The 18776-nt window shown below is 63.4% G+C and carries 24 protein-coding genes and 2 pseudogenes; 9 read left to right on the forward strand and 17 right to left on the reverse strand.

Annotated features, from left to right (window positions below; translation table 11 throughout):
* Positions 1–64 precede the first annotated feature (64 nt).
* Positions 65–361: a hypothetical protein gene (locus ABG82_RS19665; RefSeq protein WP_052511122.1), complete on the reverse strand. Its 297-nt coding sequence runs from the start codon at positions 359–361 to the stop codon at positions 65–67.
* A 21-nt stretch (positions 362–382) separates the two neighbouring features.
* Between ABG82_RS19665 and ABG82_RS19670 the strand changes: the two genes are divergently transcribed.
* A complete protein-coding gene (locus tag ABG82_RS19670; RefSeq protein ID WP_043080095.1) occupies positions 383–859 on the forward strand; it encodes a Clp protease N-terminal domain-containing protein in 477 nt (158 codons plus the stop codon).
* Here the strand turns inward: ABG82_RS19670 and ABG82_RS19675 are convergent.
* The gene (locus tag ABG82_RS19675; protein ID WP_043080094.1) at positions 856–1617 is read right to left on the reverse strand and encodes a hypothetical protein; all 762 of its coding nucleotides are present in this window, start codon (positions 1615–1617) and stop codon (positions 856–858) included. The two genes, ABG82_RS19670 and ABG82_RS19675, sit on opposite strands and share 4 nt — an antisense overlap.
* Before the next feature lie 199 nt (positions 1618–1816).
* Between ABG82_RS19675 and ABG82_RS19680 the strand changes: the two are divergent.
* From ABG82_RS19680 to ABG82_RS19695, 4 genes and pseudogenes are all read left to right on the forward strand, one after another.
* Positions 1817–2280: pseudogene (locus tag ABG82_RS19680) on the forward strand (helix-turn-helix transcriptional regulator).
* On the forward strand, positions 2280–2606 hold the full coding sequence (locus ABG82_RS19685; protein ID WP_043080092.1) for a 2TM domain-containing protein: 327 nt from the start codon (positions 2280–2282) through the stop codon (positions 2604–2606). Before ABG82_RS19680 ends, ABG82_RS19685 begins: the two are co-directional and overlap by 1 nt.
* Positions 2603–3463, forward strand: coding sequence for a metal-dependent hydrolase (locus ABG82_RS19690; RefSeq protein WP_043080091.1), 861 nt, complete (start codon positions 2603–2605; stop codon positions 3461–3463). Before ABG82_RS19685 ends, ABG82_RS19690 begins: the two co-directional genes overlap by 4 nt.
* Before the next feature lie 254 nt (positions 3464–3717).
* The gene (locus tag ABG82_RS19695; RefSeq protein ID WP_043080090.1) at positions 3718–4065 is read left to right on the forward strand and encodes an MmpS family transport accessory protein; all 348 of its coding nucleotides are present in this window, start codon (positions 3718–3720) and stop codon (positions 4063–4065) included.
* A 21-nt stretch (positions 4066–4086) separates the two neighbouring features.
* On the opposite strand, the gene ABG82_RS19700 is transcribed toward ABG82_RS19695, so the two are convergent.
* Positions 4087–4413 carry a cupin domain-containing protein gene (locus ABG82_RS19700; RefSeq protein WP_043080140.1) on the reverse strand — a complete coding sequence of 109 codons (327 nt, stop codon included), beginning with the start codon at positions 4411–4413 and terminating at the stop codon, positions 4087–4089.
* Between the two features lie 168 nt (positions 4414–4581).
* Here ABG82_RS19700 and ABG82_RS19705 point away from each other — a divergent pair, with 168 nt between their 5' ends.
* From ABG82_RS19705 to ABG82_RS19715, 3 genes and pseudogenes are all read left to right on the forward strand, one after another.
* Complete coding sequence (locus ABG82_RS19705; protein WP_043080089.1) at positions 4582–4935, forward strand: heme-binding protein; 354 nt, start codon at positions 4582–4584, stop codon at positions 4933–4935.
* Positions 4936–4960: 25 nt separating this feature from the next.
* Positions 4961–5257, forward strand: coding sequence for a hypothetical protein (locus ABG82_RS19710; protein WP_043080088.1), 297 nt, complete (start codon positions 4961–4963; stop codon positions 5255–5257).
* Between the two features lie 56 nt (positions 5258–5313).
* Positions 5314–6077, forward strand: a pseudogene (locus ABG82_RS19715) (DUF4241 domain-containing protein).
* 605 nt (positions 6078–6682) lie between these two features.
* Here the strand turns inward: ABG82_RS19715 and ABG82_RS19720 are convergent.
* The 12 genes from ABG82_RS19720 to ABG82_RS29030 all read right to left on the reverse strand — a co-directional run bounded on the left by ABG82_RS19720 (position 6683) and on the right by ABG82_RS29030 (position 15143).
* Positions 6683–6970: a hypothetical protein gene (locus ABG82_RS19720; protein WP_043080087.1), complete on the reverse strand. Its 288-nt coding sequence runs from the start codon at positions 6968–6970 to the stop codon at positions 6683–6685.
* 1 nt (position 6971) lies between these two features.
* A complete protein-coding gene (locus tag ABG82_RS28650; protein WP_165589756.1) occupies positions 6972–7121 on the reverse strand; it encodes a hypothetical protein in 150 nt (49 codons plus the stop codon).
* A complete protein-coding gene (locus ABG82_RS19725) occupies positions 7118–7366 on the reverse strand; it encodes a hypothetical protein (protein ID WP_043080139.1) in 249 nt (82 codons plus the stop codon). The genes ABG82_RS28650 and ABG82_RS19725 overlap by 4 nt, the downstream gene beginning before the upstream one ends.
* Before the next feature lie 14 nt (positions 7367–7380).
* Entirely contained in the window at positions 7381–9204 is a 1824-nt protein-coding gene (locus tag ABG82_RS19730) for a hypothetical protein (RefSeq protein ID WP_234714554.1), read from the reverse strand.
* Positions 9205–9374: 170 nt separating this feature from the next.
* A complete protein-coding gene (locus tag ABG82_RS29025; protein WP_234708109.1) occupies positions 9375–9893 on the reverse strand; it encodes a hypothetical protein in 519 nt (172 codons plus the stop codon).
* Positions 9894–9902: 9 nt separating this feature from the next.
* Complete coding sequence (locus ABG82_RS19735; protein WP_043080085.1) at positions 9903–10103, reverse strand: hypothetical protein; 201 nt, start codon at positions 10101–10103, stop codon at positions 9903–9905.
* On the reverse strand, positions 10100–10609 hold the full coding sequence (locus tag ABG82_RS19740) for a hypothetical protein (protein WP_043080138.1): 510 nt from the start codon (positions 10607–10609) through the stop codon (positions 10100–10102). Before ABG82_RS19740 ends, ABG82_RS19735 begins: the two co-directional genes overlap by 4 nt.
* A 53-nt stretch (positions 10610–10662) precedes the next feature.
* Positions 10663–11073 (reverse strand): hypothetical protein, encoded by a 411-nt coding sequence (locus ABG82_RS19745; protein WP_043080593.1) that lies wholly within the window; start codon positions 11071–11073, stop codon positions 10663–10665.
* Between the two features lie 14 nt (positions 11074–11087).
* The gene (locus ABG82_RS19750; RefSeq protein WP_131676377.1) at positions 11088–11684 is read right to left on the reverse strand and encodes a hypothetical protein; all 597 of its coding nucleotides are present in this window, start codon (positions 11682–11684) and stop codon (positions 11088–11090) included.
* Positions 11685–11713: 29 nt separating this feature from the next.
* Complete coding sequence (locus ABG82_RS19755; RefSeq protein ID WP_157889243.1) at positions 11714–13585, reverse strand: hypothetical protein; 1872 nt, start codon at positions 13583–13585, stop codon at positions 11714–11716.
* Positions 13582–13914 carry a hypothetical protein gene (locus ABG82_RS19760; protein ID WP_043080582.1) on the reverse strand — a complete coding sequence of 111 codons (333 nt, stop codon included), beginning with the start codon at positions 13912–13914 and terminating at the stop codon, positions 13582–13584. Before ABG82_RS19760 ends, ABG82_RS19755 begins: the two co-directional genes overlap by 4 nt.
* An 863-nt stretch (positions 13915–14777) precedes the next feature.
* On the reverse strand, positions 14778–15143 hold the full coding sequence (locus ABG82_RS29030) for a hypothetical protein (protein ID WP_235631182.1): 366 nt from the start codon (positions 15141–15143) through the stop codon (positions 14778–14780).
* Here ABG82_RS29030 and ABG82_RS29035 point away from each other — a divergent pair.
* Complete coding sequence (locus ABG82_RS29035; protein WP_235631185.1) at positions 15117–15260, forward strand: hypothetical protein; 144 nt, start codon at positions 15117–15119, stop codon at positions 15258–15260. The genes ABG82_RS29030 and ABG82_RS29035 overlap by 27 nt on opposite strands.
* A gap of 232 nt (positions 15261–15492) precedes the next feature.
* Here the strand turns inward: ABG82_RS29035 and ABG82_RS19775 are convergent, their stop codons facing one another.
* On the reverse strand, positions 15493–18258 hold the full coding sequence (locus ABG82_RS19775; RefSeq protein WP_078343945.1) for a phage/plasmid primase, P4 family: 2766 nt from the start codon (positions 18256–18258) through the stop codon (positions 15493–15495).
* A gap of 81 nt (positions 18259–18339) precedes the next feature.
* Complete coding sequence (locus ABG82_RS19780; RefSeq protein ID WP_043080560.1) at positions 18340–18543, reverse strand: hypothetical protein; 204 nt, start codon at positions 18541–18543, stop codon at positions 18340–18342.
* Positions 18544–18776: the final 233 nt, after the last annotated feature.

Here is an 18776-nt window from a genome sequence, read left to right on the forward strand (position 1 = left end):
CCGGGTTACGCCCAAGAAGACTGGGGATTGCGGCAGGACCGATCCCACCACCGATCGACCCTGGCTAGATGTGGGGTGCTTCGCGGATCTTGCTGTTGTCGTTCCCAAGTGTCTTGCAGTACATCGTGACCGAGGTCCGTGTTGCCGAGATCTCCAGGTTCGAGGCGTCACGACCGCGTTCGTCCTTGACCATCTTGCTCACCGCGTCGTTCTGCTTCTGTTCCTCGGCGGCAATGAAGTCCTTGCACTTGGTGTCACCGCCCAGATTGACGACACCCGAGCAGCCCGCCAGCAACGCGACTGCTGCGAAACCTGTTCCAGCCAACACCTTCAGAGCGGTCATGCGGTGACAGTAGCCCATCGCCGGACCCGCTCCGGCAAGATGTACGTTGAGGCGGCCAAAGGGAGGGTCATGTTCCATCTGTTCAATGAGCGCTCACGACAGGTGATCGTGATCGCGCAAGAGGAAGCGCGCGAACGGCAGCACAACTACCTCGGAGCAGAACACCTCCTGCTGGGCCTGGTGGGCGAAGGGACCGGGCTCGGCGCCCGTCTGCTCGCGACCGCGGGAGTCCGGTTCGAGAACAGCACGCGGGTGGTTCAGCAGCTCGTCGCGCCGGGTCAGGAGGCGCCCGACGAGAAGATCTCGTTCACTCCGGGCGCACAGCGGACCCTCGAGCTCGCCATGGCCGCGTCGGAAGGCCGCCGGCACACCGAAATCTGCACGGGGCACCTGCTTTTGGGCCTCGTCGACGCCGCGGACCCCATCATCATCCAAATGTGGGAAAGGCTCGGCGTGGACGTTCTGGACCTCTGGGACAACGTCCGGGCGCACCTGGACGAAAACCTCGGCGACTAGGCATGCACGGGTTGTGACCGCGCGGCGATGCTTCGCTCGCCCGCACTGGCCGCCCGCCGCAGCGCGCCGTATTCACCGAAATATCCGGCCAGGCCACCTACCGCGGGCAGCATTCCGAGATATCGGAAAATCGGCTTGGGTTGCGGCCGCTTCTGCAGCTCGGCACCGACGGCCCGCAGGATGCCCGCGAGGTGCCACAGCGTGCGGGCCATCGCGAACGGCGACCAACTACGCGGAGTCTCCGGGGCCTCGTCGTCGGCGGCGCTCGCCAACGCCTCATCGCTGAGGGTGCGATCACACAGCACCTTCGCGAGTAGGCGGACCTGATCGCGATGATCGTCAATTCCCAGTTCGCGGGCAATAGCCACCAGCACGATGGCCTGATTGGAGAAACCGAGCAGGTCCTGCACAGGTAGCCGCCTCGCGAGCGCACCGAAAACCCCTGGGAAAGCGACGAATACCGTGTTGACGGCACCAACGCGCTGCACCCACCAATGCGCTTTCCCGCGTGTGTCCAGCCGGTCCCAGGCCTTGGTGCCCGGAGTCGTCGCCGTATTCAGAGCGCAGGCCAGGGCGTCCAGGGCCTTGTCAACAACACCGTCACCGGCACCCAACTCATAGGTGCGCTCCTTGAGACCGAACGGATCGGACTGTGCCAGCACCGCGAGCACGGGATTGATCACCCGGACCGCCCGGCTTAACGCGTCGGCGATATCGGCGTCGGACAGCACAGCGGTAGGCAGCGAGATGAGACCCATGGACAAATCATCGCCCAGCCACCGTCCGGGCGCGACAGCGCACTCCCCCGCGACCCGAGCAGGCTAACTTCCCGCCCATCAACCGTTGACTTCGTAATAGTTTCGATATAGCTTCTGCGTAATAGTTTCGTAGGCATGGGAGGCGGGTCCGTGTGACTCACTGTTTTCGGCATATCAACGCACGCAAGGGCCGCATCTAGTGGCCCGGTTCTTCCGCCACGGCGAGTTACCGCTGGTGCTCCTCGCGATACTCGCCCAACGGCCGATGCACGGCTACGAGCTGATGTCCGAGCTATCACGGCTCTTCAGCGCCGGAGGCTATCGCCCCTCGCCCGGAACCGTCTATCCCGCGGTGGACGCGTTGGCGGCGGAGGGCCTGCTCACCGGTCAATCCCAGGAGGGCAGGACGGTCTACCGCGCCTCCGAGGAAGGTGAGCAGGCGCTGAGCCGGCGGATCGACGTGCTCGCGGGCGTAGAGCTGCGCACCGGTGTGCGATTCGGCGGCGGTGACGCGCTCGAAAAGATCCTCGCCCGCTTTTCCGCCCGCATCACACCCTTGGCGGGTCGTGTCGACCCCACAGCGGTGGAGGAAATCCTCGACCGCGCGGCTACCGAGATCACAAGCCTTGACCACACCAAAAACCCAGGGAAGGAACCAAATAATGGACGGTGACGCCTTCGATCGAGCAGTAGAACGCGCCGAGCGCCGGGCCGAGGAAGAGCATCGCCGCCTGCAGCGCGAGCGGCACGAACGCATCCGGGAACTCAACCGCACGGCATTCCGGATTCACCTGAGCGTCTTCGTCGCCGCTCAGGTGCTCCTGATCGCCATTTGGGCGCTGACCTGGCAGTTCAACCACGGCACGGCATATCCATGGTTTGTCTACCCGCTCCTGGGGTGGGGCATCGGCCTCACCGCCCACTACGTCTTCGTCAGAAACATGTGGCTTCGGCCCACACCATCAACACCGCCAGAGGAGTCCGAATGAGCACCGCCGCCGCCAACCCCGACGCCAGGCCCATCACGGTGCGGCGTATCAAATTTCGCTACCCCACAGGGTCTTTGGATCGCCACTATGTGCAAGGCGACCTCATGATGAGTCATATCGTCGCGATGATGTCCGCGGTGTTCCCCGAAGGGGAGGACTATTTCATCCGCTCTGTCAGGAGCTTCTCCGACCAGATCACGGACCCGGTGCTCAAGACACAAGTCGCGGGATTCATCGGCCAGGAAGTGACACATGGGCGCGAACACCGCGAGCTCAATGGACGCCTGCAACAGATGGGCTACCCCACCGCGTTCTTTGACCGGCTCACGTGCCGCACGCTCAACTGGCTGACACGACACCTGCCACCACGGTTCAACCTGGCCGTCACCGCCGCAATCGAGCACTACACCGCCGTGATCGCCGAGACGCTGCTCACCGATCCCCGTGCGCAGGACCTACTCGGCGAGAACGAAGTTCGGTCAACGCTGCTCTGGCATGCGCTGGAAGAATCGGAGCACCGGGCCGTCGCCTTCGATGTCTACCGAACCGTCGGCGGCACCGAGCGCCTGCGCATCTGGGCCATGCGGCTGACCACGGCCGACTTCGTCATCGGTGCCCTCATCAACATCCTGGCCTCCCTAGCGCGCGACCGTGCCGCCTATAACCCGCGGCGGCTGTTCACGAGCATTGCCGCGCTGCGCCATTCACCGTTCGCAAGCCGCGAGGTGGTGGCACGTATCCGCGCCTACAATCGCCCCGGATTCCACCCCAACGACGTTCCCAACACCGAGCTCATCGAGCAATGGAACGCCCGGCTGTTCGGTGAACAAGGACAACTGACCGACAACCTTCGCTAACAGCCGCGGGCCCCTGCCGGCGTGCACCAGCCCCGCGCCCGACTCCTTTGCTCACATATTCATGAACACCGTGTTCGGAAATTCGGCGAGGCGTGCGTCATGCGCAGGACGGGAACCAATTCTGTTGGACAAGAACTGCCAAATCACCACGAAGGGAGGCTGATTCGGCGTACTGTGCCCTCAGCACAACAAGACAAGAAGGATGGGCAATGCAGCTCATGGTTTCGATCCCGCAGAGTTGCGAGGGCTGACCTGTGGCACTCACGGCAACTCTGATTACTGCCGCAGTCGGCGCGACTGCATTCGGCGCTTCGCTCGTTATAGCTCCGCAGACGCCGGACACTGTCCTCTACGTCATCAGTTCGGATCGCCCGATCACGGCGATCACCTGGAGAGACAGCCTTGGACACACCCGTGAACAGCCCATCGACGGCACCCAGCGCACCTGGGCCTGGACCTTCACCAGCAACGTCACCGATCCGCCGTACTTCGTCAGCGCCCAATCCGGCGGGGCCGCCGTGACGTGCCGCTTGATCATCAACGGCAAGGTCAAGGTCGAAAACACCACCACGGGCCAGACCGCAGCCACCTGTCACGGATAGCCCGGCGCGTACCCGCCCGGTTCAGCGATGCTTCGCGACAGTGAGGAGCACCGCTGAATCGGCCAATGCCTGTAACGAGTGCCGGGCATCAGGGATCTCGATCAGGTCACCGGCACGACCGTCCCAATGTTCGGTGCCGACGACCAGGCGCACCGATCCCTGAATGACGTAGATGGTGGCCTCGCCCGGATTCTCATGCTCACCGAGCTCGGAGCCCTCGCGCAGCGCGATCACCGTCTGGCGCAAGGTCCGTTCGTGTCCACCGACAACCGTGTCCGCGGCGTTGTGGCCATTGTTGGCACGCTCGAACAACTGCCGTATCAGTGCGTCGATCGAGCGTTTCTGCATCATTCCATTCCATGCCTCGGCGGCAGCCCAGTCAACCCTCTCTGGTGCCGCCTTCAGCTGTCCGACCGACGCTCTACGTTGCGCTGCCATACCCTGGCACCGTATGGCAATGTGGCCAACGGCGATGTAAACCAATACAGGGTCTGTTACTCACGAATAGGAGTCGGCATGTCGTCCATACCAAAATTTGTGGCTTATGCAGGAATTGCCCTCGCCGCACTGGGGGTGTCCGCCCTCGGGGCGCCGCTAGCGGCGGCGGAAGATCCACCAAATTGCACACCTGCGGACCTGCTGGGTGTGACATCCGGCGTAGCGGCTTCGGAATCGGTCTATCTGCACACGCACCCTGACGTGAACGACTTCTTCAACGGCTTCAAGGGCAAATCGAGAAGCGAAATACGTTCGGCGATTGACGGATACATGGCCGCGAACCCAGACGTCAAGGCCGACCTAGACGGTATCCGCCAGCCGGTCACCGACTTCAAGGAACGCTGCGGCGTTGCGGTAAGTCCCATCAATTGAATCTAGGAAGTGGGGTGCAATCGCAATGAGCACACAGTCCGCCTTTGCGCGGTTACTAATCTTCGCCTTTTTAGGCGTGGCCACCGCTGTTGGTGTGAACCTTGCGGACGACGTAAGTGTCCAGGGCGGCACGGCGCCCGCGGTTACCTACAGCGCGGACCCTTGGGACGATGAGACGGAGTTCCTGACCGGAAACGACGCGATGAACATTTACACGCCGGATTCGCGGCAGATCAACGGTCAACCGCAGAACATCGGCGGCGGCAGAAACAGCAACGGGATCGGCAAGTCCTGCAACAACCCCGGGGTTCAGTGCCGGTAGTTTTGGCGCAATTACCTCACGGTCACGGGCCAGAGACTCAATGTCTCTGGCCCGTGGTGTTTGGGGTACTGGCCTATGTCACGATTACCGACGAATCAAGGATCGCGAATGCCGAGGACATCACCTACCTCGGTGCGAGCAGTGAAGGGGCGGCCTGCGAATGTCTCTTATCGATCCATCACGCTTCGCCCCCTGGTATAGCCCCCCTCCCCTGTTCCGGAACATCGAGCTGGGCCGGGTCGAGATTTCCTCGGGACGGCTAGCGATTCGCGATGTCTACGATCGTGATCACCCACAGGTGGTGCTGAACGTCGCCCCCGGCAACTACCGCGTGTGGGCCACCGAGCTTGATGTCCGAACAAGCCCCAGGGCGCCGCTGTTTCGGCCGGCATATCTGTCGATTCAACTATCCGACGCGCCACGCAAACGGATCGACTTCCCCGAAGACCTGTACGGAATGCCCGCGCCGCCATACGGAATCAGCGTCTCAACCGACCTCGGCATGATCCTCGTGCACGATGCCGAGTCGCTGTCGGCTCAGGAATTTGAGGCACTGGATCGTAGTTGGGAACGTGCCTGGGAGAGCGATCGCGATTACTCAGATGTCCACACCCCGGCCGGCGCCACGGTCATCACCTGCAAAACCGTGATCGACAAGACACGTCATCCGATTGTGGCCAGCTACGACGCCAAGGACCAGCCGGTAGGCATCCACGTCGACTTCGGCGTGCTCGGCGCTTCCCACGTCGCCCTGCGCAATTCACGCGGCCGCGTGCGCCGACTGGGCGCTGCCGCCGGGCGGATGCTCCGTCGCCGGTAGGTGATGAAAGTCAGGTGCCCGTGAGGACCTGCCACAGCCCCATCGCCGTGCACAGAGCCGCCAGAACATCGTGGCGGTGCGCCAACGCCCAGTCGTGCAGCGGATCGAGAACGGCGTGGTTTGCGCCGGAGCCAGAAGCTGGCCGATATCAGTGGCTTTGGGATCTACCGCGCGCTGTGTGTTGTTGAAAGTACTCAGGCGGGAGAGGACCGGCGCAAGGGCTTTGTCCTATCCCCCGACGGCAGCCACACCATCTAGACCCGGCCCCATTCGTGGCGGGAGTAACTCCGTATGTATGAAGCCCACGAAATGACGTAGGCCAGAGACTGAATCAGTCTCTGGCCTACGTACCTAGTAGCGGGGACAGGATTTGAACCTGCGACCTCTGGGTTATGACTCACCCGTCCGCTCCGATGCCCGCCACTCCCCCGAAATCCCGCGTGACATAGGCTTTCAACTGCGTCTAGGTGACAAATGGCTGGTCACGGACCGCCAGTTACTCAGACATAAATAACGAGTAAATACCGATTTTCTGGCGTGGATACACACTGTTTTATTCACATATTGCGTCATTCCGCTACCTCTCAAAACCGTTTCCCCCCCGCTCAAACTCCCCGCAACGCCAGAGGCGCACTCCCGTACTTCCGACCGTTCTCGCGGTCCTGATCCCCGAGCGCACCCGCTCCACGAGCACCCACGTCGGCCACGTGCGCCAGCCCCTCCAACGTCCGACGAGTCTCCCCCAGCGCGCTCTCCAAAATCTCCGCGTGCCCCGCCCGCATGCCCACCGAGTTCACCGTGGGCAAGCCCACCGCCGCCGACCGCGCCGAGGCCGCGACGGTTCGATGGAGCTGGATTGCGGAGTCTCCCGCCGTTGCGACTGTTGATGACATATCAGCTCTCCTTGTTCTTCTCGATGACAAACGTCCTGTTGGGCTTGGCCAGCCATTGGGCTCGCAAAGACTCGACGGCACGAGCACCCTTCGCACGTGACTGCTCCGCCAGCTCGGCAGCCCGCTGGTTCAGTTCTTCTTGTGTCCTCATGGACGCTTCCCCAGTGGGTTGTCCCATTTTCCTTGTGCCACTTCGAGTTCAAAGTCCAGCTGAGCGCTGCTCGCGACTCGCATCGCGTGAAGCTCGTCCATCGCGTGAATGAATTCTTCATGGGCCGTCGGACGGTCAGTCCAATTGAGCGCCTCGATGCAGATGAACGTGGCCGCGATGACCACGCTCCGCTCCGCTGAACGGGCATAAGCGGCCTGGAACATTTCGTGTTGTGCCTTGTTCATCTTCACCATTCCTCCTATGCCGCTTTATTTTCCGCGCTTCTTATGAACATGTATTTCTCTGCCGAGTACACGGCTTCACCCCAGCTCCCACGGCTCATCGCCTCAGCGGCATCAGCCAGATACCAGCGCCCCAGCACATCGAGGTACCCCTGCGGCTGCACCCCGACCCACCTGGCCGCTCGAAGCCGAGCGCTCTCGGCCCCAAGCTCCCCGCACCCACCAGACCCCAGCGCAGCCCGAGCGAACATCCGCAGAGCCTCGTCCACCCCAACGTCATCCCGACCGCGAGCTGCCGTGCACTCCAACAGTTCTCCCGACTCCACCAATTCCTGGTACTCCTCGGCACTCTGGCTGCCCTCTCCGCCGGAAACGGTGCTCAGCACCTGCTCGACAGTCCATTCGCGGGGAATGAGGGAGCGCAGTTTGTCGGTGACCATGAGGGAGCCGTCGAGGTCGTGAGAGCTTGGCGTGCTGGGCATCTCGTCCAGTGGGTTCACCCCCGAGGGCAGTCGGACGCCCGATGGGTGAATGGAGAGGCCGTCTGCCGTGACGTACACCGTGCGGGTCTCGAAGCCCCGTCGAATGGTGGCGACAGCCAAGGGTTGAGACCACCCTGCGGCCTCGAACTGCTGGCGCAACGTGGCGAGCACGCGGTGCAGGTGGGCCTCTTCCTCGGACAGGTCGATGATGAAACGTGCTGGCGCGATGGGGTTCTCGGGCTTGGGGAGGTCGAGGGACGGAGAGAGCCCATAAGTGCGCTGAATCCAGCCGAGGTCGGCGGCGGGGCCGCGAGGGGCTGGTGCTGGAGCCTGTGGAGATGGTGTAGGAGCCGCTGGGCTGGTAGCTGGTGATGCACCCTGTGGGGCGGGTGTTGCTGGCTGCACGACGGGTGGCGCGGTCGGGAGACTGCCGCCGATGGGCGCGAGCCCCGCTGGTGGAGTGGGAAGCGCGGGAGGGGTGCCGCTCGTTCCGGGCGTGAGCCCAGTTGACGCGGGGAGAGTCGGCGTGGCGGGTGCCGCCGTGGGGAGTTGGGAGGCCGTGGCCGAGCTGACGGCGGTGACGATGGACTCCGCTGCGGCTGCGGGCACGTTGGGGAGTCCGATGGACGGAATTCTTGGCAGGACTGGCGGCTTGACGTTCTGGTGGGTCTCGGTGGCCTGATGAGCTTGCCCAGTGGGGTTGTTCGCGGTGGTTCCGCTCGAAGACTTGGCACTGGCGCTCGGCGCTGTGGGAGTGCCCGATGGGCCGCTCCCTGCGATGAGTCCCGCGAGGGTGGGGTTCACCGAGTGTGTCGGCGCGCTTGGCGTGCTGGGCGTCCCTGGCACACCAGTTAATTCGGTACCCGATGGGGTACTCGTGGCACGAGGCATCGGGGGAAGCTGGCGGGGCTCGACCTCGGGCTGGTCGCCGTGGTTGTACGCGGCCACCTCAACGGTCGGGCGTGGGTGCTCGGCAGTCGGGCTCGTGGGGATGCTCGTGTAGGTCGGCGTGCGAGATGCGCCAGGATCCCCGCCCAGGGAATGACCGATAGCGTCGAGGTCAGTGGACAACCTGCTTGCTACAGAGGCAATGTCCGAGCGGTACCGGGCGATGAGGTCGTTAGAGGACGGGCTGGCGGGGGTGCCTTTCAGCTCGCAGGTGAGGGCATCCCTGATGTCCTGGGTTCCCGATGACACGAGGTCTGCTATTTGACTCTTGGCCTTCCCGACCTTTCCTCCAGCGTCGAGCATCCAAGCGCTAATGGTGGTGTAGTCCCGACTCTGCCCGCGAAGCTGTTCTGCGACAGCGCCATAACCTCCCGCCACCGCTTCGGCGGCCTTCCCCGACTCACTCGCCATCTTGCGTTCTGCATCATCGGCGGATTCCGCTTGAGTGGTTGTCGCAGTAGATAGTGCGTCGGCATTTAGCTCCGCCGCGTGATACGCACCTTCGGACTCAGACGGCCAATTGGAGTCCATCAGCGAAAATGGGTCATCGCTGGGTCTTTCAATATCGGCTTGTGGTGCCATTACGCACATCCCTCTGGAAATCGGCCATCAAGTGCCGAATCTGAAATATCTTGCCCCGCTGTAAGTTCTGATTTGATGTGCTCGACGTATAGCCCGAATCGCTTGGACTGTGCGGGAACTCCTGGCGAACTGGGGTCAGAAATGATGTCCGCCCTGGTCTTACCCAACCATTTGGTCACCCACCCAAGCTTCTTGCGCACCCACTCCTCGGGCGCTGGACTCTTCACACCCGCAAGCTGTTTCGCCACGGTCTCATCACTGGGAAGCTCCAAACCTGCTGGAGCACTGGCACTCCCGATGACGACACGAGGGCAGTCAGGCATGGGGTGAGTCGCCCACACGGCGGACACGTCCACCCGCGCCCGAGCCACGACGGAGCTGCTCGCCTGGCCCGTCGCACTCGCACCCGAGGGGGTGGGGTGCCCCGAGCTGCACCCCACCACTCCGAGTCCCACGCTGAGTGCGACGACCAGGGAAACGAAACTCTTTGCACCCGGCCGGGATTGAGAATTAGTCACGGATACACGCTACTTCGTACGGGTCTCGCCAGTGGACCAGTCGCCAGGGCCATCCACGAGCTGTCCGCTCGCAGGTACGCCGACGATCAGGCCGCACGCATCCATATCCATGTTGGGGCTCCACGTGCACCAGCCCTGTGGGTCTGCCGACGCGGCGGGTGCGCCGAGCAGAGCGAGAGCCGTGAAGCCCGCCGCGACGAGGCTTTTCATCGTCCCCCTCCCGTCCAGATGGGGCTGGCCGAGTGAACGGTTTCACCCTTCACATAAGCCAGCGCGAACCCCTGCGGTGGAGTTCCCCGCAAGGCCAGACGGGAGTTCATCAAGTCCTGGGCAATCCGTCCACGGGTGTCCGAGATGCGGCCACGATAGTCAGCGACGGTGGCGGTCGAGTCGGTGACGATACCCGCCAGTTGGTTCCCCTGAGAAGCGAGCAGCGAGATGGCGCGCTTGGCCGCGAAGACTCGCGCACGCGCGTCGTACACGATTTCCTGGGCACGCTTCTGGTCAACCCCAGGGGTCACGTCGCTCAGCGCGTTGCAAGCGGGCCAAGGCCAGCCATCACGCCCGATGAGCCCGTGCGGGTCGCTCGGCTTGGCCACTTCGACGCAGTTCGAGTCGGCCGGCACGGGGCTGGCGGTGGGAGTGCTCGTCCCGCACGCCGAGAGACCGACCACTGCCGTGCTCGCGGCAACCGCGAGGATCCTGATGTTCTTCATTTCCGTGTCCTTTCTCTGTTGGTCGGTCTGGTCGAATTGTCTGGGCGACTGGTCTATTGGGGCTGCTGCCTCAGCGAGGACAGCAGGCTCCCGCCCGCTGGTGGCGCGGGCTGAGCTGGTGCAGAGACGGGCTCGACGGCGTGGGGATAGTCCTCGTCCTCGTCGAAGTCCTCGTCGTCATCGAAGTCCTCGGGGTAATCCGCCATCGAGTTGACGTGCTGCTCCAGGCGGTTCCCCTCTTTGTAGACGGTGCTCATGGGGATAGCGAAGGAGCCCAGGCACACCAGACCGCCGACCGCCGCCACCGCGACTGCCCACGTGGGTGTCGGGTGATTGCTCACGGCAATTGCTGTGCCGATGATTCCAACCAGCAAGCCGATTCCTGCGGGCTTGTACCAGCGGTCAGCGAGGTCGTCGCTGCGCTGATTCATCACCTTCCACATCATTTCTTCGTCTGTGCTCATCGTTCTTTCCTTTCCTATGCAACTTCTGATTTCACGTACTGCTTGTTCCACTCGCTCGCGCGTTCTGGCAGCGCCCAGCCGCTCGGCAGTCGCATCTCGCGCAGCGCAGCGAGAGCCGAGTTCTCGACCTTCCGTCGTGTCGGGATCCCCGTGATGACAGCACCCGCAGCGGCCACGCCGACAGTCGTCAAACGGAACTCTGGCTCGACATCATCTGGTCGCCAGGCGTCCCGCACAGCCTGCTCCAGCGCGCCGAAGTCTCTTGGGGGATATTTCCGTCCGCCACCGAGAAGCCACGACACCAACGCCATGGCCGACACTTCACACACGGGGATCCTGGCCTCCACAAGCCGTCGCTGAATCTCCCCGGCGAGCATCATGCGGCGCGGTGCAGACGTGTCTTTCCGTGCGTCTCCCATGCTCGGTTTCATCATCACGACCAGTTCGGGAACACCCGACCGCAGCACCGATTCCAGTGTCAGTTCGGCTGTCGTCAGCGTCCGAGCAACCTGGTGCATCACGTCGAAGTTGTCGATGCGCGGTGCACGCACGAACTTGGTGACGGGGCTCGGAGCGCCCTCGACGAATGCGGCGACGGACACTCCAGTCACTACACAATCAAGTCCGACAACAAACCTGCTCACAGTGAGAACCCCTCCACTCCAGTGCTTCCCGTCTTCTCGTCACGCTCGACCGCAGGGGGCGTGACAGCCACCTCGGGCTGCTCGTCGGTCTCGCGCGCGGTGGGACGTGACACGACTTTTTCGGTTCGGTTGAGGAGCCGTGCAGCCACTTTGGACTGGTCTTCGACTGGCTTGTGCTGGGCCAGCTCGGCGTCCAGCTCGGACGGTTCGCGGTAGCCAGCTTGGAACAGGACGATTCCGAGCCCTTCCGTTTCCATGACGCCGCGACCTTTGTTGGACATCAGGATTTCCGTAGGATCTGGCGCGCCAGGTGCCTGGCGACCGAGCACCGTGATGGCCTGTTCGGGAGTCGAAACGCGGAAGCAAATCTTGAGCGCGGCATTGTCACGGATTACGGTGGGAATCGAAGTGGCATCGGGCTTTTGAGTCGTCAAGACGATGACGATTCCCGCACTGCGGCCCTTTTGAACGAGCGTCCGAATCAGTTTGATGACCTCGGCAGCGACGGACTTCTCCTCTTTGTCCATTCCGCTCGTGTCCAACCATGTCTGGCACTCATCCAACACGCAAAAGACGGGTTTCACGCCGAGCTTGTTCTTTTGTTCGACGGTCAGATTCCAGAAGTTGCTAGCTCCCAACGCCGTGTACATCGCCTCGGCCCGTTGGATGCGCAGGGCATCGAGCGACCGCAGAGTCTCCAACGGCGCAGCCACATCGCCACTGCGGTCGTACGTCGTCGAAATGTGACGAAGGGGGTGCAAGTCGAAGCCCGACTTGCCATCGAACACGTGGAGTTCGGCCTGTCCAGCCATCCCGGCGAACACTGGGAGCAAGCTCGCTGTTTTGCCACTTCCAGGCACACCACCGACGACGAGGCCCGATGACCCGTTCCACGTAATCCACGCTTCTTCGCCCGACTCAGTGATACCCAAAAGGCTTCGGCCACGCTCGCTGTCGAAAAGTCCCGAGTCGGGAACTGTGCCCGCGAAAGGATCCACGTCGTTCATGTACAAGACGACTTCGCCGCCAGGACCGTCCAAAATCTTCATGTTGTCAGCGTCCAGTCCAGTGGCCTTCAAAGCCGCACGCAGGGCGTCGAGTCGGGAGTTCCAATCTTTCGCGGAGCGGCCCGGCTGATGCCCAAACGTCAGGCGGAGACCAGTCCGGGCCACCTGCACGTTCGTCAGACTCGGAACGGACGTGATCGTGACTTTCCGGTCCACGACGCCGTACACGCCCTGCACCGATTCCACCGTGGTGCTCGATGCCGTGATTCCAGCCGACTCCAAAAGGTGCGCGAGCCAGTCGTCGTTCCGCAAAAGCTCAAGCACGCTGTACCGCTGCGCCAGCTCGGGCAGCAGCGAAATCGTCTGGTCCGACCACCCCACGAACGCGGGATCGTGCGCCAACTCGGGCAGCTCGGCCCGAATGACTGAGGGAGCCAAGTCGCCCTCAGCTACTCCTCCACCAGGCCGCAGCATGAGCAGCGGGCCACCGTCGCGACTGTCGATTCCCAGCCGCTGGGCAAGCGGCGCGGGCATCGCGGCTTTGACGTGCCACACCCAAGTGGGCGGGCGGTTGAAGCCCGCGCCCGCGTATCTCACCAGCGGCGTGCTCAGCACTCGGCGCTCTTCGGACGCGGCCTGGCGCGTAATCTCGGCCACCGCTTTCTCTATGTCCGAGCGTGTCTTGGTCTCAATCTGTGCGACCCGCTCCCCGAGCTTCTCCCACTCGCGCTCGGCCTGATCCTGATCGCGTTCGATGGCGTCCAAGCGCGAATCCGCGCGCTTCACATGCCGCTCCCACAGGAAGTCCTCGCGCTTCTCGGCCCGACGCGCCTGGAGCGCGCGCTTTTGCTGGCGCGTCATGAGACCCACCTCTGTGCCTGCTCGGCGCGCACGCGCGCCGCCGCGCCATCGACGTTCCGCTGCGCCTGACGGCGGGCGCGCTCGACGGCCCGACGCACCTGCTTGTTCGCGGCGCGCTGAGCCGCGTTGACCTCGACCTGCACGTCCATGCGCGCCTGGCGCGCAGCCACGGGACGACTCCGCTCGACCCGAGCGGCCTGTCGGCCCTGGAGTCCCATCCACATGAGAAGTGCTGCGACACCCAGCAGTCCGACACCCCACAAGGGGTACTCGGAAAGGAGGGAGAGTCCCGAAAGACCAAGCAAGCCAGCGGCAATCCACTTGCCCATGCTCACCTCCTTGGCTCTCCGAGGGGCTTTGCCGAGGCCCCTACCCCTTAATTCGACGAACGGGGTTAGAGGAGTTCGTCGTTAATAAGTCTAATCAGAATCTTTGCCCTGTCAACTCTGACTTACATGAATCCCGGTGTCTACCAGCACTTCCCGTTACACTGGCATTAACACCACACTTTGCTAATGGGTCAGACATGCCCGCTGAGCTGGGGAAATGAGGAGGACGGAGAGTGCGAGGGGTGTGGGGGTTTTCGCAGTTCAGCGGGGTTGAGAAGGAGAAGGACTGGAAGAGAAAGGCCAGGTGGCAGGGGGTCTCGGCCAGTCAGATGGTTGCCGCGAGCGCCGTGCCGTGGCGCAGCCACGGTGCGGTGGGAGCATCGGGCGGGGCGCTGGGTGGCTTACGGAACGGTGATGCGGGTGGCTGAGAGTCCTTATGGGACTCCAGGATTCGCCGTCTAGGGCGTCTTACGGGCGGGCGTTACGAGGCGGCTCAGGAGCGGGTGTGTGGGGGGCGCTCGGATGGCCGTAAAACGTGTTCTCTAGCAGGGCATATAGAGGGGTGCCCGTGCCGAGAATCGAGGGTCGCGGAAATCTTACGGACGACCTTACGGAGCACCTTACGAGCTGTCTTACGGGGTATCTAACGCGCGGCCTTACGTTTTCGGGGTCACCGAGGGGCAGGCAGCCGAGCAAAGGGGCTCAGGAGACCGCTTGGAGGCCGTGACGACGCTGGGACTCGGCAGCCTCCAAGACTTTCGTGACGACGGAATGATGGACTCCCGCTCGCTCGGCAATCACGTTCTTTCGGGACTCCGTCTCGGCCAGTTCGAGGATCCTCGCCACGACACCCACAGGCTGCCTCACGGCCTTGGACTCCACAATCCGCGACGCCAGCGCGATCGTCTCGGGCGCGGGAGCCGCCGCGTCGGCGGGCTTCTGGGGCGCGCTGGACGGCGCGGCGGCTCCCGCGCCCGAGACGATCGCGCTGGCGTCGCGGATTGTGGAGTCCAAGGCCGTGAGGCAGCCTGTGGGTGTCGTGGCGCGGGGGTGGGCGCAGAGACTTTGCTGAGCTGGGGTGATGCGGTGCGCTGGGAGACGCGGCGCGTCGGTTTATCCCCAACTGCGACGAGGGCCAAAGTCGCGACGGCGATGGCCAAGTCGATGACGAGCGGCAGGACAAACGCGAGGGGCGCGGGGATGTGCGCGAGCATCGCGAGGTCTCGCAACGCGACGAAGCTGAGCAGGAACGCGCCGAGTGCGAGGCCCGTCGTCGCCACGACGGCGGCGCGGTACACGCGCCCGCTGGCGCTTGTCTTGGCGAGTACGGCGATCCCGTGCACTGACGCAAGAAGCACCGTGGGAGGCACTGCAGCGACGGCTGCGGCGAGCCATCGGGTGGACGGTGACGCGGTGAGCGCCGCGTGAACGACGTTCCCGGCGAGGGATACAGCGGTGGCTCCAGCTAACCAGGACCAGAAGAACCGTGTGGCGCGGTGATGCGCGCGCTGCGCGAGTTCCGTCTGCGTGAGGATGGTGCTCATATGGCCGATTGTTGTTGAGCTGGAGTGGGATTGGCTAGTCACGGCCCGTCACGTCCCCCTGGGTGCGGTAGTCGCTTCTGCTCGTGATTCCCCAGATGTTTGTCCGTGCCAGCCGCTCGTCCAGCTCGGCGCGGAGCTTGGTGACGCGGGAGCGCAGCTCCTCGACGGCGGGCTCACCGCCGTGCGCGCGAGCCTCGGACTCGGCGCGCTCAATCAAGCTTTCGAGGACGAACGGGCGGAACTTGGCCTCTGGGCCGAGCTTGTGGAGGAGTTCATCGACAGCCGAGCCGACAGTCGGCGCGGCCTTCGGCTTCCCCTTGGCCGCAGGTGTAGGTGCCGCCGGGGTCGGCTTGGGCGCGGGTGCTGGAGGTGGGGTTCCGCCCCCGCGAGGATCCGCATCGCCGTCGTCCTCGTCGCCATCGTCATCAAGCGGAGGAGGAGGCGGTGTCACCGCTACGTCGCCCCTGATAGGCGTGACGTTGCACGGGGTGTCCGAGTCGTCCCCTCCGTCATCGTTCGGGAACAGCAGTGGGATCAACGTGCCGTACGTGTCGGCGCTGCCTCCCCACTCTTCCTGTGGCTTGACCGCGATGTTGCTGACGCGCGCGCCCGCAACGTTCCGCGCATCGAGACGCACCCCGGGGAGTGTCTCGATGCGGCCACGGAACGTCTTCAGGTTCATTCCGCCTGATTGGCCTTCACCTGTCCGGAACGTGTCAAACGCCTTGAACAGACTCTTAATCGGTAGCGGTTCACCGACAAGCCAAGAGTCTTCGACGCTCATTCCCGGGCCGCGCTCGCGGCGGACGACGGAGGTGCCACCCACCGCTTTGGCCATCGAGCGCACACCGACCGTGCAGCATTGCGCGACGAACTGCGCCACCCTGTCCGACGAGGACTCGAAGTGCGCCTTGACCGCCGGGTGAGCTTCCTGCCACTGGTATCCCGAATTGATGTGGCGCTGGCGAGCCCTGGCCCAGCGCGCGAGGATCCCCGGCAGCTCTGTGAGGAGCCGCTTCTCGATTTCCGGGTTCTCCTTGTTCTTGTAGGACTTGGGGAACGCGGCGGGCATGGTGCGCGCAAAATAAGCGTCACCTTCCGCCACGCTGATGGTGGGAATCGTGTTGGCCGAGAACAGGAACAGTGAGTTCGCCCGGAAATGGAACATTTTCCCGTACTTACGGTTGGCCGTGATTTTGTCGTCGCCCGTCACGCGCTTGAAGACGGACAGATCGTTCACGTGGTCTTTGGGAAGGTCCGGGCACACGTTGATGGCACAGCCATACAGCTCGGCTGCGGCAAATTGATTGTCGGACAGCTGCTGCAATGTCAACCCGGAGACGTACTGTTCGCCGCCAGCGAGCTTCTCCGCGAGGCGCAGCATCGTGGACTTGCCCGACCTTGATGGGCCGAACAAGAACAGCGCCCGTGCCGGGGTCAAGCTCGGGTCCAAGAACTGGCTGATGACCTCTTCCACCAACTCGACTTGGAATGGCCCCACACGGTCTGCGAGCCAGTCCTCGTAGTGGGGAGCCGTCGCGGCGGGGTTCCAGTCCACTGGAATCTGGCGGGCACTCAGATACTTCGGGTCGTGCGGGTGCAGGATTAGGGTCTTCAAGTCCAGCATGCCGTTCTTGCAGTTCACCATCTGGTCGGGCGCGAGATCAGGCAGCCGTAACCCAGCGGCGTGCAACATGGCTTGAGCCTTGGCGTTCGCATTCGCCAGGTGCCCGGTGGTGAAGTGCGCACCGAGCAGGGTGCTCACCAACGCAGGGAATCCAGACTCGGACGTGTCATATACGCCTCGCCGGTAAACGGCCACGGTGCCATCAGCAGCCAGGGCAATCGGCGCGATGTCCGACTCCGCGACGACTCGCACAAGCATGTCGGCGTCCAGGCCACCGCCGTCGCGCAGCCACACACCACCGTCCAAGCGGGGAGGCAGCTTCACCCGTCCGGCAACGAAGTTGTATGCCTGCTCAACAGATTCGGCCAATTCGGCCTGCTGCTGCGCGAGACTCTTCTTCGGTGCCGAGTCGGCCTTCCTCTTGTCCGGACGGTGCTGCGCGGGCCTGCTCGTGGCCTTGTCCACCAGGCGCTGCCACGAGGCAGCTCGCTTCTCAACAGGCAAGACGGTCAAGTAATCATCAATGCCAGTCTTGCCGCCGCCAGGTACTTGGATGTACTTGATGCTGTCCGCGTTCGACAAGGCGCTGCCCAGGCGCTCAGCACCCGTGTAGACGGAGAGATTCGTTGAGGCGTCGGCGTCCATGCAGATCAGGACTCGTCGCCCTTCGACCAACTGCACGAGCGAGATGTCCGGCGACCAGTCACCCGTGGACCACGCCGAGCACCCCGGAAGGGCGATGACCCACGTGGCCTCGTCGCCTTCGGATTCCAGCACCGAAGAGACCGCCAATGCTTTCTTGGAGCCCTCCACGAGCGCCACGGAGCCGTCGTCAGAGCCCGAACGTACGAGGCCGTGGTTCGCATGCCGAGGAGATGGCTCGAACTGGTACTTGCCTTCGCCGTCAGCGGGGCTGTCTGACCGGAACTGGTAGCGAGGTTCGGAGCCGTCGAGCGGGTGCCACACGAACAACAGTCCCTGCGGACGGGACTTCAGGTGTTCCCAGGGGTTCCGGTCAGAGCCAAGCCGCAAGTCGATGCTGGTCTCCACGGAGCGCACCAAATGCTCGTTCGCGGTAAGGAACTCCTGGGTGCACGCCGCGCCCGCGATCAGGGCCTCACGGTCTTTGTCATTGAGCGGCTGGGCTGGCAAATCCACTGTTACAGTGGTCATGTCGGACTCTCTCTCGTGTTCGGTGTCAAGGCCAGCTCTCGTTTTCCAGGCGGGGAGACTGGCCTTGATTTTGTTTTGGGACTAAGCGGCGGCTTTCCGCTTCTGCTTCCAGGTCTTGTCCACGTCGGCTTGACGGACGAGCCAAACGTGCCGTCCTCCACCTACGGGGACCGATAAAGCGGGCAAGCGGCCAGCGGCTATCGCGGCATGAATCGCTCTGCGGGTGCGGCCGGCGCGGGTGGCGGCTGCGCCCACACCGAGCAGGAGGTCAACGTCATCACTCATGACTTCAACGTTAGCTCCAGATTGCCCATATGCAACCAAAAATGGCGTACTAACAGTGTATTTACATGTCCCGTGGTGGAATTTTTGATTGCTGAATCCGCACGCACGGGAGCGGAAATCTTACGGAACGCCACAGGGAGGGGTGGAATCCCAGGTTCGAGCTGGGCAAAGAATCTTACGGAAATCGACCGTGCCGAGACCCGCTTCCGCCAGGGGTGAATGAACTGCCAGCA

The organism is Mycobacteroides immunogenum (genome assembly GCF_001605725.1).
In the GTDB taxonomy this organism is placed as follows: Bacteria; Actinomycetota; Actinomycetes; order Mycobacteriales; family Mycobacteriaceae; genus Mycobacterium; species Mycobacterium immunogenum.

Coding starts and splice junctions, on each gene's coding strand:
- ABG82_RS19735 (WP_043080085.1), bottom strand. CDS start 10,103: ATGAAAAGCCTCGTCGCGGCGGGCTTCACGGCTCTCGCTCTGCTCGGC.
- ABG82_RS19705 (WP_043080089.1), top strand. CDS start 4,582: ATGTCGTCCATACCAAAATTTGTGGCTTATGCAGGAATTGCCCTCGCC.
- ABG82_RS19690 (WP_043080091.1), top strand. CDS start 2,603: ATGAGCACCGCCGCCGCCAACCCCGACGCCAGGCCCATCACGGTGCGG.
- ABG82_RS19675 (WP_043080094.1), bottom strand. CDS start 1,617: ATGGGTCTCATCTCGCTGCCTACCGCTGTGCTGTCCGACGCCGATATC.
- ABG82_RS19700 (WP_043080140.1), bottom strand. CDS start 4,413: ATGCAGAAACGCTCGATCGACGCACTGATACGGCAGTTGTTCGAGCGT.
- ABG82_RS19725 (WP_043080139.1), bottom strand. CDS start 7,366: ATGAACAAGGCACAACACGAAATGTTCCAGGCCGCTTATGCCCGTTCA.
- ABG82_RS19710 (WP_043080088.1), top strand. CDS start 4,961: ATGAGCACACAGTCCGCCTTTGCGCGGTTACTAATCTTCGCCTTTTTA.
- ABG82_RS19760 (WP_043080582.1), bottom strand. CDS start 13,914: ATGGGCAAGTGGATTGCCGCTGGCTTGCTTGGTCTTTCGGGACTCTCC.
- ABG82_RS28650 (WP_165589756.1), bottom strand. CDS start 7,121: ATGAGGACACAAGAAGAACTGAACCAGCGGGCTGCCGAGCTGGCGGAG.
- ABG82_RS19780 (WP_043080560.1), bottom strand. CDS start 18,543: ATGAGTGATGACGTTGACCTCCTGCTCGGTGTGGGCGCAGCCGCCACC.
- ABG82_RS19775 (WP_078343945.1), bottom strand. CDS start 18,258: ATGACCACTGTAACAGTGGATTTGCCAGCCCAGCCGCTCAATGACAAA.
- ABG82_RS19720 (WP_043080087.1), bottom strand. CDS start 6,970: ATGTCATCAACAGTCGCAACGGCGGGAGACTCCGCAATCCAGCTCCAT.
- ABG82_RS19665 (WP_052511122.1), bottom strand. CDS start 361: ATGGGCTACTGTCACCGCATGACCGCTCTGAAGGTGTTGGCTGGAACA.
- ABG82_RS19745 (WP_043080593.1), bottom strand. CDS start 11,073: ATGAGCACAGACGAAGAAATGATGTGGAAGGTGATGAATCAGCGCAGC.
- ABG82_RS19670 (WP_043080095.1), top strand. CDS start 383: ATGTACGTTGAGGCGGCCAAAGGGAGGGTCATGTTCCATCTGTTCAAT.
- ABG82_RS19730 (WP_234714554.1), bottom strand. CDS start 9,204: ATGGCGAGTGAGTCGGGGAAGGCCGCCGAAGCGGTGGCGGGAGGTTAT.
- ABG82_RS19740 (WP_043080138.1), bottom strand. CDS start 10,609: ATGAAGAACATCAGGATCCTCGCGGTTGCCGCGAGCACGGCAGTGGTC.
- ABG82_RS19755 (WP_157889243.1), bottom strand. CDS start 13,585: ATGACGCGCCAGCAAAAGCGCGCGCTCCAGGCGCGTCGGGCCGAGAAG.
- ABG82_RS19685 (WP_043080092.1), top strand. CDS start 2,280: ATGGACGGTGACGCCTTCGATCGAGCAGTAGAACGCGCCGAGCGCCGG.